This is a genomic window from Kibdelosporangium banguiense, from assembly GCF_017876405.1.
In the GTDB taxonomy this organism is placed as follows: Bacteria; Actinomycetota; Actinomycetes; order Mycobacteriales; family Pseudonocardiaceae; genus Kibdelosporangium; species Kibdelosporangium banguiense.
In genome coordinates, this window is sequence record NZ_JAGINW010000001.1 from 6,542,166 (window position 1) to 6,559,730 (window position 17,565).

Genomic DNA, 17,565 nt, shown 5'->3' on the forward strand with positions numbered 1-17,565 from the left:
GTGAGTGCTTCCGTCGAGCAGATCGTCGAGGCGTTGCGTAAGTCCGTGCAGGACAACGAACGGCTCCGGCAGCAGAACGCCACCCTGCGGGCAGCGGCTGGTGAACCCATTGCCATTGTGGCGATGAGCTGCCGTTTCCCCGGCGGTGTGACCACACCGGACGGTCTGTGGCAGATGGTGGCCGACGGACGTGACGTGATGTCGGAGTTCCCGGCCGACCGGGGCTGGGACCCGCACGTCTACGACCCTGAACCGGGCAAGCCTGGCAAGTCGTACGCCCATGAGGGCGGTTTTCTCCACGACGCGGCCGAGTTCGACGCGGACTTCTTCGGGATCTCCCCGAAGCAAGCCCAGCTGATGGACACCCAGCAACGCCTGCTGCTGGAGACGTCCTGGGAGGCCTTCGAGCGCGCCGGAATCGACCCGACGTCCTTGCGCGGCAGCGATACCGGTGTGTTCGCGGGCGTGATGTATCACGACTACGGCGATGGCAGCGCGGGCAGCATCGTATCCGGCCGCGTGGCGTACACCTTGGGCCTTGAAGGGCCCGCGATGACCATCGACACAGCTTGCTCATCGTCTCTGGTGGCGTTACATCTGGCGTGTCAGGCGTTACGGCAAGGCGAGTGCTCACTTGCATTGGCTGGTGGCGTGACCGTGATGGCCACACCGCAGATGTTGGTGTATTTCAGCGAACAGCGCGGGCTTGCGCCGGACGGCCGGTGCAAGCCTTTCGCGGCTGCTGCTGATGGAACTGGCTGGGCTGAAGGCGTTGGAGTCCTGCTTGTCGAGAAACTCTCCGATGCCCGAAAGAACGGTCACCCGATTCTGGCCGTTGTGCGTGGCTCGGCCGTCAACCAGGACGGCGCTTCCAGCGGTCTGACAACTCCGAATGGGCCGGCCCAGCAACGGGTCATCCGAGCTGCTCTGGCGAACGCCCGGCTGTCCACATCAGACGTCGACGCGGTCGAGGCACACGGCACCGGCACGGTTCTGGGCGATCCGATCGAGGCGCAGGCGTTGCTCGCGACCTATGGCCGCGACCGGGACAAGCCGTTGTGGCTGGGGTCGATCAAGTCGAACATGGGGCATGCGCAGGCAGCGGCCGGTGTCGCCGGGATCATCAAGATGGTCGAAGCCATGCGGCACGGTGTGCTGCCCCGGACACTGCACGTGGATTCGCCTTCGCCACAGGTCGACTGGTCTGCTGGCGACGTCCGGCTGCTGACACGTGAGCAGGAGTGGACCAGTGTGACGCGGCGGGCTGGGATCTCGTCGTTCGGGCTGAGTGGCACCAACGCACACGTCATCATCGAGCAGGCTCCTGCCGTCGAGCCCGTTGCCGACGGTCCCGATCTTCCGATGGTGCCGCTTGTGCTGTCCGGAAAGACTCCCACTGCCGTTGCCGCACAGGCAACCCGGTTGCTGTCCTATCTGGATGAAAGAGCTGAGAACGTCGGTTTCTCGCTGGCGACGGGACGTGCCGCGCTGGAACATCGGGCCGTGGTGCTCGGGTCGAACCGGGAGGACCTCGAACACGGATTGACCGAACTCGGCCGCGGCGGGAACGCGTCAGGGCTGATTCGCGGGCCCGGCCGTTTCCCGGGTCTGACGGCGTTCTTGTTCACCGGTCAAGGCTCGCAGCGACTGGGGATGGGCAAGCAGTTGTATTCCGCCTTCCCGGTTTTCGCTTCCGCGTTGGACGCCGTGCTGGCGCATCTGGATGTCCGGGATGTGATCTTCGGATCGGATGCCGAGGCGCTCGACCAGACCGGGAACGCGCAGCCCGCGTTGTTCGCGATCGAGGTCGCGCTGTATCGGCTGATCGAATCGTGGGGAATCGTCCCTGACTATCTAGCCGGTCATTCCGTCGGAGAGATCGCGGCCGCCCATGTCGCCGGAGTTCTGTCCCTTGAGGACGCTTGTGCGTTGGTCGCGGCTCGTGGCCGGTTGATGCAGGCATTGCCGCCTGGTGGGGCGATGGTCGCCATCGAGGCGACCGAAGCCCAGATCACGCCTTTGCTGACCGCGCGGGTTTCGATCGCGGCGGTGAACGGGCCTTCGGCGGTCGTGATCGCGGGCGACGAGACCGAGGTCGTCACGATCGCCAGCCTGTTCGAGAAGACCAAGCGCTTGCGTGTGTCGCACGCCTTCCACTCGCCGTTGATGGACCCGATGCTGGCCGAGTTCCGGCACGCGATCGCCGACATCGAGTTCGGACTGCCCAAGATCCCGCTGATCTCGGACATGGGCTCGGTCGGCTACTGGGTCCGGCACGTCCGCGACACCGTCCGCTTCTCCGAGAACGTGCAGTTCCTTTCGTCGATCGGCGTCACCCGGTTCCTGGAGATCGGGCCGGATGCCGTACTGACCGGAATGGCCCAGCAATCGGCCGAAGGTGCCGTGTTCGCGCCGTCCATGCGCCGTGACCGGCCCGAGGTGGCCACGCTTCTCACTGCGGTGAGCCAGATGTACGTGGCTGGGGCGACCGTTGACTGGTCCGCGTTCTTCGAGGGTTCACGGCGGGTGGACTTGCCGACGTATCCGTTCCAGCGACAGCGTTTCTGGATGGACCCACCCGGCCTGGCCGGGGATTTCGACCACCCCATCCTGAGCAACTCCGTCTCGCTCGCTTCAGGCGGGATCGTGCTGACCGGCTCGCTGTCGGTGGAGAAACAGCCTTGGCTGGCCGACCACGAAGTCCTCGGCACGATCCTGTTGCCCGGCAGTGCTTTCGTGGATCTCGCGATTCGCGCCGGCAGCGAGGCCGGGTGCGCCCGGATTGAAGAGTTGACACTTCAGGCCCCACTCGTCATCTCCGGCACCATGGACATCCAGGTCACGGTCGGCCCACTGGAATCAGGCACCCGCACAGTGCACATCCACTCCCAGACCGACGGCACCTGGCACCTCCACGCCAAAGGCACTTTGTGTGCCCCCAAAGTGGCTTTCGGAGCGTTGGATGCCCCCAACGCCACTTTGGGGGCACAACAATGGCTGCCGGTGGGGGCGCGGGAGATGGATGTGTCGGGTGCGTACGACACATTGCTGAGGCTGGGGCTTGCGTACGGCCCGGTGTTCCAAGGGTTGCAGGCGGCCTGGCGATACGAGGACGCGATCTACGCCGAGGTCGCGTTGCCGGAAGACCCAGGTGGTTTCGGAATTCATCCCGCTTTGCTGGATTCGGCGATGCACGCGGCCATGCTCGACAGCGAACGCACTTCGCTGCCATTCGTGTGGCGGGGCGTCGAGTTGCACGCGACGGGCGCGGCGACACTCCGTGTGAAGATCACTCAGCCGACTCCTGACACCCTGTCGCTGCAAGCGCCTGGTGTTTTGGAAGTGGAATCGCTGATCTCCAGGCCGGTGTCGTTCGAGCGCCCGGCCGAGTCGTTGTTCGAGATCGTGTGGAACCCGATCGAGGTCACCAAGGCGGGGTTGTCCGACGCGGTGCTGGAGTGCGTGACGCCGGACGGCGAAGTCCTGGCCGCGATGCATTCGCTGACCGCACGAGTGCTGGGTGAGCTGCAGAGTTGGTTGTCCGGTGAATGGCCGGCCAAACTGGTCGTGGTCACCACGAACGCCGTCGCGGTGTCCGAACAGGACGGTATGGATGTGGTCCAGGCACCGATCTGGGGTCTGGTCAGGGCCGCGCAGGCCGAGAATCCCGACCAGTTCGTGCTCGTCGATCTGGACGGTTCACCGCGTTCCCAGGACGCCTTGGCGGCCGCGATCGCTTCCGGTGAGCCGGAGATGGCGATCCGCGCCGGTACCGTGTTCGTGCCACGGCTCGTCAAGGCTGCCGGAAGTCAACCAGAGTGGAACGCCGACGACCGGGTGCTGATCACTGGCGGGACAGGCGGCCTGGGTGCGTTGGTCACCCGGCATCTGGTGACCGAGCACGGCGTCCGACACCTGGTCCTGGCCAGTCGAAGGGGATTGGACGCGCCCGGCGCCCGCGAACTGCTGGACGAGCTCGGTCCGAATGTCATGGTGGTCGCCTGCGATGTCTCGTCGAGAGACGCCGTCGCGGCGCTGCTCGCCGAGCATCCGGTGACAGCAGTGATCCACGCGGCCGGTGTGCTGGACGACGGGTTGATCGGGTCGCTCACCCCGGACAGGCTCGGCACGGTTTTCGCGCCCAAGGCAGATGCCGCCTGGCATCTGCACGAACTGACCAAGAATCTGTCGAAGTTCGTGATGTTCTCGTCGATCGCCGGGGTGACAGGCTCTGCCGGTCAAGGCAACTACGCCGCGGCCAACGCGTTCCTCGACGGTCTCGCGGCCCATCGTCGAGCCAACGGACTCGTCGGTGTCTCGATGGCTTTCGGTCACTGGAGTGCTGGTCTTGGTACGGACTTCGGACGCATGCAGCCGCTGTCCGATGAGGAAGGCCTGGCCCTGTTCGACGCGGCCTTGTCCGGCCGGACCCAGATGGTTCCGGTCAGACTGGATCTGCCTGCGTTGCGGGGGACAGCTGTCCCGCCAGTGTTGCGTGGGCTGGTACGGATGCCGGCACGCCGCAAGCAGGCTGAAGACGTGCTGGAGTTGGTCCGAGGGCACGTCGCCGCGGTACTCGGGCATGCCTCGGCGGTGTCGATCGAGCCGGACCGGCCCTTCGAACAGCTGGGATTCGACTCACTCGCCGCGGTCGAGCTCCGCAACCAGCTCAACCTCGCCACCGGGCTGCGCCTGCCCGCCACATTGATCTTCGACCACCCGACGGCCAATGCTGTCGCGGACCACATTCGAAGCCTGCGAAGTGGTCAGCGTGACCCGGTCGAGGCGCCGTCCGCGACCGCTGATGTCAGCGATGATCCGATCGTCATTGTGTCGATGAGTTGTCGCTATCCGGGTGGTATCAAGTCCTCGCTAGATCTCTGGCGGGTCGTTGCCGACGGTGTTGACGTGATGTCCGAGCTGCCCGTCGACCGTGGCTGGGACGAGAAGCTGTACGACCCCGAGCCGGGGAAACCTGGCAAGAGCTACACCAAAATCGGGGGATTCCTCTATGACGCGGCCGAGTTCGACCCGGCGTTCTTCGGGATCTCGCCGCGTGAGGCCGTGGCGATGGACCCACAGCAGCGCCTGTTGCTGGAAACCTCCTGGGAGGCGCTCGAACTCGCCGGGATCGACCCGGCATCGCTGCGCGGCAGCTCAACCGGAGTGTTCGCCGGTGTGATGTACCACGACTACGGCGGTGGTACGGCGGGCAGCGTTGTGTCCGGCCGGATCTCGTACACCCTCGGTCTGGAAGGCCCAGCGGTCACTGTGGACACTGCTTGTTCGTCCTCATTGGTCGCATTGCACTTGGCGGCGCAGGCGTTACGGTCCGGTGAGTGCTCGCTGGCGTTGGTCGGCGGCGTGACCGTGATGTCCACACCGGACAACCTGGTGTACTTCAGTGAGCAGCGAGGGCTCGCGCCGGATGGTCGCTGCAAGTCGTTCGCCGGAGCCGCCGACGGGACAGGATGGTCGGAAGGGGCCGGAGTCCTCCTGGTCGAACGGCTTTCGGACGCCCAGCGCAACGGCCACCCGGTGCTGGCGATCGTACGGGGCTCAGCGATCAACCAGGATGGCGCGTCCAACGGCTTGACGGCGCCCAACGGCCCAGCGCAACAGCGAGTGATCCACCAAGCGCTGGCCAATGCTGGTCTGGCCGCAGCCGACGTGGATGTTGTCGAAGCACATGGAACCGGCACGACACTGGGTGACCCGATCGAAGCCCAGGCTCTGCTCGCGACCTACGGGCAGGACCGCGAACGGCCGCTGTGGCTCGGTTCGGTGAAGTCGAACATGGGCCACACCCAGGCGGCGGCCGGTGTCGCCGGTGTGATCAAGATGGTTGAGGCGATGCGGCACGGTGTGCTGCCGCCGACCTTGCACGTGGACGAGCCGACGCCGCAGGTCGACTGGGCCGGAGGCGATGTGCGGCTGCTGACCGTGGCGCTGGACTGGGTCAGTGAGTGCCGGCGGGCCGGGATCTCGTCGTTCGGGCTCAGCGGCACCAACGCGCACGTGATCATCGAGCAGGCTCCCGGTCCTTCGGCGAGCCCACGTCCGGTGAACGCCTCGTTGATGCCGTGGGTGATCTCCGGTAAGACGCCCGAGGCGTTGCGGGCCCAAGCCGCGCGTATTCTGTCGCATGTGGAGAGTCGTGGCGAGCTGGATCCTTGGCATGTGGGCTATTCGCTCGCGACTTCGCGGGTGGCCTTCCAACATCGGGCGGCCGTGATCGGTGATCGTGCCAGGCTCATCCGTGGGCTGGGCATGCTGGCCCAAGGCGAGACGGGACATGGCGTGGTGCGGACAAGTACGCAAGGCGCGGGCAAAACGGCGTTCATGTTCGCCGGGCAAGGTGCTCAGCACCTGGGTATGGGCCAGGAACTGCACGCGATGTTCCCGGCGTTCGCGGCAGCGTTCGACGCGGCCGTGGCCGAGCTGGACAAGGGGCTGTATCTGCCGTTGCTCGGCGTGCTGTGGGGCGACGAAGAGGACCTGATCAACCAGACGATGTTCACCCAGGCCGGGTTGTTCGCGGTCGAGGTTGCCCTGTTCCGGTTGCTGGAGTCGTGGGGTGTGCGGCCGGACTACCTGGCAGGGCATTCCATCGGCGAGATCTCGGCCGCACATGTCGCCGGGATGCTGTCGTTGGCGGACGCCTGTGCCTTGGTGGCCGCTCGTGGACGGCTGATGCAGGCATTGCCCTCCGGCGGCGCGATGGTCGCGATCGAAGCCACCGAGGCCGAGGTCGCGGAGATGATCACTGGCAAGGTCGGGATCGCCGCGATGAACGGGCCACGGTCGGTTGTCGTGTCCGGTGTCGCGGACGTCGCCCTGGAGATCGCGGCCAGGTTCGCGGCGCAGGGTCGCAAGACCAAGCGCTTGCCCGTTTCACATGCGTTCCACTCGCCGTTGATGGACCCGATGCTGGACGAGTTCCGCACGGTGGTCGCCGGCCTGACCTTCGACGAGCCGCAGATTCCGATCGTGTCCACTGTGACCGGTGGCATCACGGATATCCGTGCGCCTGAATACTGGGTTCAGCATGTTCGTCGGCCGGTGCGGTTCGCCGACGGGATCACGTTCCTGGCGGCCCAGGGCATCACCCGGTTCGTCGAGCTCGGGCCTGATGCCGTGCTGACCGGCTTGGTCCAGCGGTCACTCGGGCCGGACGCGATGGTGATCCCGGCCATGCGGCAGAACAGGCCGGAGTCCGTCGCGATCACGACCGCGCTCGCGCAGTTGCACACGTCAGGTGAACACGTTTCATGGGAGACCTACTTTGCCGGGGCCTGCCGGATCGACCTGCCGACCTATGCCTTCCAGCGTCAGCGGTACTGGATGAACGCGCCAATGGCGAGCACCGGCCTCACCCGCCTCGGTCAGACGGAAATCGACCACCCGTTGCTGGCCGCGGCCGTGCCGGCACCCGACTCCGGGGCTGTCACGTTCACCGGGAGGCTGTCGGCTGAGACTCAACCCTGGGTGACGGATCACGACATCCTGGGCAACATCCTGCTGCCCGGCACCGCCTTTGTGGACCTGGCCATCCGCGCGGGCAGCCAGGCCGGATTCCCCGTCATCCAGGAACTGACCCTGCAAGCGCCTCTTGTTCTCGCTGACAGCCGCGCGATCCAGGTTGTCGTCGGTGCGCCGGAGAACTCTGGCCGAACTGTGCACATCTACTCCCAGGCCGACGACACCTGGCTCCTGCACGCCGAGGGCGTTTTGTGTGTCCCCAATGCCACATTGGGGACATCTGATGCCCCCAATGTGGCATTGGGGGCAAAACTGTGGCCGCCGGTGGGGGCGGAGGAAGTGGATGTCGCGGGTGCCTACGACATGTTGCTGAGCCGTGGGTACGGCTATGGTCCGGTGTTCCAGGGCCTCAGAAAGGCCTGGACACGGGGTGGCGAACTGTTCGCCGAGGTCTCGCTGCCTGAGGACACGGACGTGGACGGGTTCGGGATTCACCCCGCGCTGCTCGACTCCGCGATGCACGTAGGCCTGATCGGCCTGCAAGGCGACGATACGCTGCTGCCGTTCTCCTGGAACGGAGTCACGCTGCACGCCTCCGGAGCCACATCGCTGCGGGTCCGGATGGCACCCGCAGAGGGTGACGGCACGACGATCCAGGTGGCCGACGAGACCGGAAACCCCGTTCTGTCGGTGGAATCGCTGGTGTCGCGGCCGGTGTCGCCGGACCAGCTGCGGGCAGGTGTGCCGCTGTTGCGGATCGAGTGGACCGTGATCCCGGCAGGCGAGCCGGGCGAACTGCCGACCGTGCTGGAGGTGACATCGCCGGACGGTGGCATTCCGATCGCGGTCCGGTCAGTGCTTGAGCAAGTGCTAGGTGTGGTCCAGGAGTGGCTAGCCGATTCCGGCAATGCCGGGTCGCAACTTGTGGTGCTCACCAAGAACGCGGTGTCCGTGCACGAGGACGAAGGCGCGGATGTCCGCCAGGCCCCGGTCTGGGGCCTGATCAGGGCGGCCGAAGCGGAGAACCCGGGTCGTTTCGTCCTGGTGGACATCGACAACGAGGACACATCCCGGCAGGCAATGGCCGCCGCGGTGGCGACCGGCGAACCCGAGATCGCCATCCGTGCGGGCGAGATCAGCGTGCCCAGGCTGGCCAAGGCGCAGCCCCAGGACGGTCCGGAGTGGACCGGAACCGTCCTGATCACCGGCGGGACCGGCGCCCTCGGCGCGCTGATCGCCAAGCATCTCGTCGCTGAGCGTGGGATCAGGTCACTGGTTCTGGCCAGCCGCCGGGGTATCGACGCACCAGGCGCGCCCGAGCTGCGGATGGAACTCACGAAGCTCGGTGCCTCGGTGCGGATCGCGGCCTGTGACGTGTCCGATAAGGACTCGTTGGCAGAGCTGTTCGCCGATCACGACTTCTCGGGGATCGTGCACATCGCCGGGATCGCGGACAATGGCGTGATCAGCTCGCTGACACCCGACCGGATCGACGCGGTGCTGGAGTCGAAGGCAGACGCGGCATGGCATCTGCATGAGCTGAGCAGAGACCTCGACCTGACCGCGTTCGTGCTGTTCTCTTCCGCGGGTGGCCTGGTCCTGGCTGCCGGCCAGGGAAACTATGCGGCAGCCAACGTCTTCCTCGACGCCCTGGCTGCTCAGCGCCGGGTGCAGGGCCTGCCGGCGACTTCGATGGCGTACGGACTGTGGGGCGTGGGTCTGAGCGCGACGCTTCAGGACACGGATCTCGAGCGGATGAAGCAGGCAGGTATGCCCGCGTTGTCAGCCGAAGAAGGACTTGCGTTGTTCGACGCGGCGCTCGGCGCTGATCAGGCTGTGGTCGTGCCGATCAAACTGGATGTCGGCACTCTGCGCACCCGGGACCATCTGCCTGCCTTGTTGCGTGGCCTGGTAAGGATTCCGTGCAACCTGGCTGAGACCACTGACCTTCGGGAACAACTGGCCGGATTGACAGCCGAGCAGCGTGCGCGAAATGTCCTGGAAGTCGTGCGTACACATATCGCGGCAGTTCTAGGGCACGAGTCGGCCTCGGCCATCGATCCCGACCGTACTTTCGCCCAGCTGGGTTTCGACTCGCTGTCGTCGATCGAACTGCGCAACCAGTTGACCTCGGCGACCGGGTTGCGGCTGCCCGCGACGCTGATCTTCGATCACCCGACCGCGAGCGCCGTCACCTCTCTGCTCGTGTCCGAAATGGCAGAATCCGAAATGGCAGAAACAGCATCGTCGCTCGACGACGACATCGAATCGGCCACCGCTGACGAGCTGTTCCGCATTCTCGACAGTGAACCGTACTCGTGAGGAATTCCCCGTGGGGGACATGACGAATTCACGAGTGGTTACTCGCAACAAGGGCGGCTAGGGGTGCCAGTGGGGTCGGTGGCGCAAGTAGCTTGAAATCAGCCACAAGCGGCATCAACCAGCTGGTACTCGGGCCTGAGATCCCCCGGACCGGCCTTTTCCCGATGGGCGAGGGGAAGTGGTCTGGCGTGAGCGACGAGAAGAGGCTTCTCGACTATCTCAGGCGAGCCACAGCAGACCTCCGGGACACTCGCAGACGGCTCGCCGAGGCCGAACAACGGATCGAGAACGAGCCGATCGCCATTGTGGCGATGAGTTGCCGCTATCCGGGTGGTGCGAATTCGCCCGAGGAACTGTGGGACCTGCTGGCCGACGGCGTGGACGCGGTCTCCGGATTCCCGGACGACCGCGGCTGGGACCCTGGCATCTACGACCCCGAGCCCAGCCCAGGCAAGACGTACGCCAACCAAGGCGGATTCCTGCACGATGCCGGCGATTTCGACGCCGCGTTCTTCGGGACCAGCCCGAACGAGGCCCGTGCGATGGATCCGCAGCAGCGTGTGCTGCTGGAGATCTGCTGGGAGGCCGTCGAACGCGCAGGCATCGATCCGCATTCGCTGAAAGGCAGTCCCACCGGGGTTTTCGCGGGCGTGATGTATCACGACTACGCGCTGGGCAACGAGCCTGGCAGCACCAGCGGCGGCAGCCTGGTCACCGGCCGGGTCGCCTACACGTTGGGCCTTGAAGGACCGGCGGTTTCGGTCGACACCGCGTGTTCGTCCTCTTTGGTCGCACTGCATTGGGCTGTACAGGCATTGCGTCAGGGCGATTGCACGCTCGCGCTCGCCGGTGGCGTGACGGTGATGTCGACGCCCGAGATGTTCGTGTACTTCAGCACCCAGCGTGGGCTGGCCCGGGACGGCCGCTGCAAGTCGTTCGCGGCGTCCACTGACGGCATGGGCTGGGCAGAAGGCGCCGGTGTGGTGTTGCTGGAAAAGCTCTCGGACGCTCGCCGAAACGGACATCCCGTGCTGGCGGTCATCCGCGGATCGGCCGTCAACCAGGACGGCGCTTCCAATGGGCTGACCGCGCCCAACGGCCCGTCACAGCAACGAGTCATCCGCAAGGCGCTCGCCGACGCCAAACTGTCCACATCAGATGTTGATGCCGTCGAGGCGCACGGCACCGGAACAACGCTGGGTGACCCGATTGAAGCCCAGGCCGTGATCGCGACCTACGGTCAGGACCGGGAACTGCCGTTGTGGCTCGGGTCGATCAAGTCGAACGTGGGGCACGCACAGGCCGCAGCAGGCATCGCAGGCGTGATCAAAATGGTTCTGGCGATGCGGCACGGTGTACTGCCCCAGACCCTGCACGTGGACGAGCCGACACCGCACGTCGATTGGGACGCGGGAAACGTGAAGCTGCTGACCGAGCGGCAACCATGGCCGCAGACCGGCCGTCCACGGCGAGCCGGGATTTCGTCGTTCGGCATCAGCGGGACCAACGTGCACGTGATCGTCGAGCAGGCCGACGAACCCGCGAAGCCAGGCGAGGCCAGCCTCGGTGTGGTGCCGTGGGTGATCTCCGGCCACACGCCGCTGGCCCTCGCCGCCCAGGCCGCTCAACTGTCGCAAGTGGACGGAAACCCGGCCGACACCGGTTTCTCGCTGGCCACCGGCCGCGCGGTGCTGGAGCATCGCGCGGCTGTGATCGGCCCGGACTTCTCCCGTGGCCTGCAGGCGTTGGCCGCGGATCTGCCATCGCCCAATATCGTCCATGGGTCGGGACGACCAGGCCTGACCGCGTTCCTGTTCCCTGGGCTGGGCTCCCAGCGACTGGGAATGGGGCGCGAGCTGCACGGCGTGTATCCCGTGTTCGCGGCCGCGTTGGACGCAGTGATCACGGAGCTCGACAAGCACCTTGAGCGCCCTCTTCGCGAGGTGATGTGGGGCGAGGACGAAGATCTGCTCGACCAGGCCGCGTTCGGGCAGACTGCGATGTTCGCGATCGAGGTCGCGCTGTTCCGTCTGGTCGAGTCGTGGGGTGTGCGACCGGACTACCTGGCCGGGCACTCGGCCGGCGACATCGTGGCCGCGTATGTCAGCGGAGTTCTGTCCCTTGAGGACGCCGCGAAGCTGGCCGCGGTCCGGGGGCGGTTGATGCAGGCGCTGCCCCCAGGCGGTGTCATGGTCGCGGTTCAGGCGACTGAGGACGAGATCACGCCGTTGCTGACCGCGAGTGTGTCGATCGCGGCGATCAACGGACCGCAGTCGGTCGTGATCGCGGGTGCGCAAGCCGAGGTCCTGGGTATCGCGGGCAGGTTCGAGAAGGCCAAACGGCTCAAGATCTCACTCGCCGCGCATTCGCCGCTGATAGAACCGATGCTCACCGAGTTCCGGGCGGCGATCGCAGGCATCACGTTCGGCACGCCGACGATCCCCCTGATCACTGACATGGGCTCGATTGACTACTGGGCCCGGCACCTGCGCGACGCAGTGAGGTTCGCCGATGCCATCGGCACTCTCGTCAGCGAAGGTGTCACGACATTCATCGAGCTCGGGCCGGATCGCACGCTCAGCGCGGTGGGCCAGGCATGCGCCGGCGAGGCCACGTTCATCCCCGTTCTTCGCCGTGATCGGGCCGAGGAACCAGAGATTGTGACCGCGCTCGCCGCTGCGCACGTTGCCGGAGTCCGTGTCGACTGGCCGGTCTTCTTCGCCGGTGCCAGCCGGGTCGACCTGCCGACGTACGCCTTCCAACGCAAGCGTTATTGGATTGACGCGCAGTCCAAGAGCACAGAAGAGCCCCCGGTGGCCGAACACATCGCCAGGTTCACGGGGACACAGCGCGAACTGCTCAACCTGGTCCGCCGGCATGTCGCCGCAGTGCTCGGCCACGACACGATCGCGGAGATCGCGCCAGATCGTGCGTTCAAGGAGCTGGGGTTCGACTCACTGGCGGCGATCGAGGTGCGCAAGCGACTGAGCACGGCAACCGGTGTGCCGCTGCCCGTGACGTTGATCTTCGACTATCCGACGCCCCGGGCCGCCGCCGAGTTCATCGGCGGGCACATCGGACCGGGCAGCGCCGAGGAGTCCGACGCGCTTGCGTTCACCGACTTCACCAACGCCACGGACGAGCAGCTGTTCGAAGCGTTGGACCGCGAGCTGGGAATCTCCTAGCGCCAACGGGAGAAGGTTGTAGATGGTGGCCAACGACGAGAAGCTCCGGGCGTACCTCAAACGCGCGACGGCGCACCTGCAGCAGGCCAACCACAAGCTGCGGCTGGCCGAGGCCCGGCAGCACGAACCGGTTGCCATCGTGGCGATGAGCTGCCGTTTCCCCGGCGGCATCGGCTCACCGGAGGACCTCTGGCGGCTGGTGTCGACCGGCTCGGAGGGGATCTCCGGATTCCCGGCCGACCGCGGCTGGGCGAAAGACCTGTACGACCCCGAGCCGGCCACGCCCGGCAAAACCTACTGCGAGCAAGGCGGTTTCCTGCACAACGCGGGCGAGTTCGACGCGGACTTCTTCCGGATATCACCCCGCGAAGCCCGTGACACCGACCCGCAGCAGCGGCTCTTGCTGGAGACGGCGTGGGAAGTCCTGGAACGCGCGGGCATCGATCCGACCTCGTTGAAGGGCAGCCGGACCGGTGTGTTCGCCGGTGTCGTCTACCATGACTACGCTTCCGGCAGCTCAACCGGCGGGCTGGCAAGCGTCGCGTCCGGCCGGGTGGCGTATGTCCTTGGCCTTCAAGGCCCGGCGATCACGGTGGACACCGCGTGTTCGTCCTCTTTGGTCGCATTGCACTGGGCCGTTCAGTCGATCCGGTCCGGGGAGAGCACGCTCGCGATGGCGGGTGGTGTGACCGTGATGTCCACTCCGGACTCATTCGTGGGGTTCAGCCAGGACCGCGGACTCGCTCCCGACGGCCGGTGTAAATCGTTTGCGGGCGCAGCCGACGGGACAGCCTGGTCCGAGGGCGTCGGAATGCTCCTGGTCGAGCGCCTTTCCGACGCTCGCCGAAACGGTCACCCAGTGCTTGCGGTCATCCGTGGCAGCGCGGTGAATTCCGATGGCGCGTCCAACGGCCTCACAGCGCCGAACGGCCCGTCCCAGCAACGCGTGATCCGGCAGGCGCTCAAGAACGCCCGACTGTCCGCATCGGACATCGACGCGGTCGAAGCGCACGGCACTGGAACCGTGCTGGGCGACCCGATCGAGGCGCAAGCCATCGTGCAGACCTACGGCCAGGATCGCGACCGTCCACTGTGGCTCGGGTCGTTCAAGTCGAACATCGGGCACGCGCAGGCCGCGGCCGGTGTCGGCGGGATCATCAAGATGGTCGAGGCGATGCGGCACGGCATTCTGCCCAAGACCCTGCACGTGGACGAGCCATCGCCCCATGTGGACTGGTCGGCGGGCAAGGTCGAGCTGCTCACCGAAGCGATCGAATGGCGCAGCGAAGGCCCACGCCGGGCAGGGATCTCGTCTTTCGGGCTCAGCGGCACCAACGCCCATGTGATCATCGAAGAGGCACCGGCCACGGAGACCTCTGTCGAGGAGGCTGGCTGGGCAGGCTCGGTGGTGCCGCTGATCGTCTCGGCCCGGAAGGCGGACGCGGTAGGCGCACAGGCGGCCAACCTGCTGTCCTACTTGGATGGACAGAACATCAGGGATGTCGGGTTCTCCCTGACCACGACCCGAGCTGCGTTGGAGCACCGCGCTGTTGTGGTCGCCGCTGACCAGAATGAGCTTGAACGGGGCCTTCGTGCACTCGCGGAAGGTCACGCGCCGGTCAGCCGGGCGAATCCGGATGGCCTGACAGCGTTCCTGTTCACTGGCCAGGGTTCGCAGAGGCCTGGGATGGGTCGCGAACTGCACAGTGTGTTTCCGGTGTTCGCGCAGGCCTTCGATGCTGCGGTGGCTGAGCTGGACATGCACCTGGAGCGGCCGTTGCTGGAGGTCGTCTGGGGTGACGATGAAGACCTGGTGAACCAGACGGTGTTCACCCAGTCCGGCGTGTTCGCGGTCGAGGTGGCGTTGTACCGGCTGGTCGAATCCTGGACCGGGCGGCCTGACTTGCTGGCCGGTCACTCCATCGGCGAACTCGCCGCCGCACACGTGAGTGGAGCGATGTCGCTCGCGGACGCCGCCGAGCTGGTCACGGCACGAGGCCGTTTGATGCAAGCGCTTCCGTCCGGCGGGGCGATGGCCGCGATCCAGGCCACGGAAGAAGAAGTCGCATCACTGACGGCCGAAAACGTGAGCGTCGCGGCGATCAACGGGCCTGAGGCCGTCGTGATCTCCGGTGCTGACGGGGCCGTCGCCGAGATCGTCGCGCGCTTCGACGCGATCGGGCGGAAGACCAAGCGGCTGAAGGTGTCGCACGCGTTCCACTCGGCGCTGATGGAACCGATGCTCGGCGAGTTCCGGGCCATCGCGGAGACCCTGACCTATCAGGAGCCGCTCATTCCGGTCGTGTCCACTGTGACCGGAGGGCAGGCCAGGTTCGACGCCGAGTACTGGGTCCGGCACGCCCGTGAAGCCGTTCGATTCTGTGATGTCGTGCGGTCGTTGGAAGACAGCGGCGTCACGACATTCGTCGAACTGGGCCCGGACGCGGCGCTGGCTCCGGTCGGCGCCGGGTGCGTGACCAGCGAAGACATCGCGTTCCTGCCAGTTCTGCGGCGTGGACGCTGTGAGGAGCGGGAACTCGTCACAGCGATCGCGCAAGCGTATGCGCGTGGTGTACACGTTGACTGGACCACGTTCTTCGCCGGGGCGCGGCGAGTCGATCTGCCGACGTATGCCTTCCAACGCAAGCACTACTGGAATGTGAGTGTCCAGGCCTCAACCGGCCACCAAACGGACGCTCTGCGGTACAAGATCGCCTGGCACAAGATCGTGGACGCGCCGAAGAGCGCGCTCGCCGGAACATGGCTGGTGGCCGTCCCGGAGGTGCCGGACAGTCTGGTCGACTGCATCATCGCGGAGTTGGCCAGTCGTGGGGTTGAAGTCATTCGAATCCACCCCGGGCCCAGACAAGAGCTGACTCGGCAGATCCGCGAGCAGGCACCGGACGGCGTACTGTCCTTGCTCGCACTCGACACCAGGCCGCACGCCGAGCACCCGGTGTTGTCCCAAGGATGTGCGGACACAATCACGTTTGTCCAGGCATTGGGGGACGCGGGCGAAGACGCCAGGTTGTGGTGCGTGACCTCCGGCGCGGTCGCGGCCGAGCAGCCCAGCGAGCTCAGCGACCCGTTCCAGACCGCGATCTGGGGCCTGGCAACAGGCCTTGCCATGGACCACCCGGACACGTGGGGCGGCATCGCGGACATCCTCGACGCAGGGGAGGTCCCGCGACTCCTGGACGCGATCACCGGAACCGAAGACCAGATCGCGGTTCGGACCAATGGCGTGTACGCCCGCAGGATGGTGCGTGCACCGCTGCCGGACAGCCCGGCAGGGGAGAAGACCACCTGGAGCGGGACCACGCTGATCACTGGTGGAACCGGTGGACTGGGTGCGCACGTCGCCCGGATGCTGGCCGCCGACGGTGCCGAACACCTGGTGCTGACCAGCCGGCGCGGCCTGCAGGCCGAAGGTGCGCAAGCGCTCGCTGACGAGTTGTCCGCGAAGGGAACCAAGGTCACGGTTGCGGCTTGTGATGTCGCGGACCGGGATCGCATGGCGGCGCTGCTGAGCGAACACCCCATGACCGCGGTCGTGCACGCGGCCGGTGTGGCACAGCGGATCGCCCCGCTCAGTGAACTCACGATCGAGGAGTTCGCGCAGGTCGGGCGCGCCAAGATCGCCGGCGCGGCGCATCTGGACGAACTGCTGGCCGACACCGCGCTCCAGGCATTCGTGATGTTCTCCTCCGGCTCGGCTGTTTGGGGCACCTGGGGGCAGACCGGTTACGCCAGTGCGAACGCGTTCCTCGACGGCTTGGCTGAGCAGCGCCGGGCCCGTGGTCAGGTAGGCACCTCGATCGCCTGGGGAGCATGGGAAAGCGGACTCGTCGACGAGGAACTCAGCGCGTTCATGCGCCAGATCGGTGCCCCGGCGATGCCGCCCGGCAAGGCGATCACCGCGATGCGCGAGATCGTCGACCGGCGCGAGGGCAACGTTGTGATCGCCGACTTCGATTGGCCCCGGTTCGCCCCGAACTACACGCTCGCACGCCCGTGCCCGTTGCTTGCCGCACTCCCTGACGTGCAGGAAAGCCCTCAGCGGCCGTTGGCTGTCGAGCTCGCCGAGATGCCGCGGGCCGAACAGAGCCGGACCTTGCTGGAACTTGTGCGCACGCATGTGGCCCAACTGCTCGGCTACGACGATCCGGCTGAGGTGGAGCAGAGGCGGGCGTTCGACGATCTCGGCTTCGACTCCGTGGCCGCGGTGGATCTGCGAACCCGGCTGAGCACCGCGACCGGCCGGAAACTGCCGACCAGCATGGTGTTCGACTACCGGACCCCGCTGAAACTGGCCGAGTTCCTCCGCTCGCAGCTCTGCCAGGACAGGGCTTCCGCCTCGATCCTCACCGAGCTCGACCGTCTCGAAGAGACAGTGGCCGGGCTGTCGCCCGAGGAGATCGAAAGCAACCGGGTCACTGCCCGGTTGCATGCCCTGCTCGCCCGGCTGACCAGGACAGTGAGCACGGCCGGGGGCGACAGGCTCGAGACGGCTTCGGCCGACGACGTCTTCGACTTCATCGACAAGGAACTCGGCCTCGCCTGACGCGGCCTTTGT

At 66.3% G+C, this 17,565-nt stretch carries 3 protein-coding genes; all 3 read left to right on the forward strand.

The window, feature by feature from the left end:
* The 3 genes from JOF56_RS30715 (at position 1) to JOF56_RS30725 (ending at position 17,553) form a co-directional block, all read left to right on the forward strand.
* Complete coding sequence (locus JOF56_RS30715) at positions 1–9,804, forward strand: type I polyketide synthase (RefSeq protein ID WP_209642956.1); 9,804 nt, start codon at positions 1–3, stop codon at positions 9,802–9,804.
* 188 nt (positions 9,805–9,992) lie between these two features.
* Positions 9,993–12,989: a type I polyketide synthase gene (locus JOF56_RS30720; protein ID WP_209642957.1), complete on the forward strand. Its 2,997-nt coding sequence runs from the start codon at positions 9,993–9,995 to the stop codon at positions 12,987–12,989.
* 25 nt (positions 12,990–13,014) lie between these two features.
* A complete protein-coding gene (locus JOF56_RS30725) occupies positions 13,015–17,553 on the forward strand; it encodes a type I polyketide synthase (protein WP_443667648.1) in 4,539 nt (1,512 codons plus the stop codon).
* Positions 17,554–17,565 lie beyond the last annotated feature (12 nt).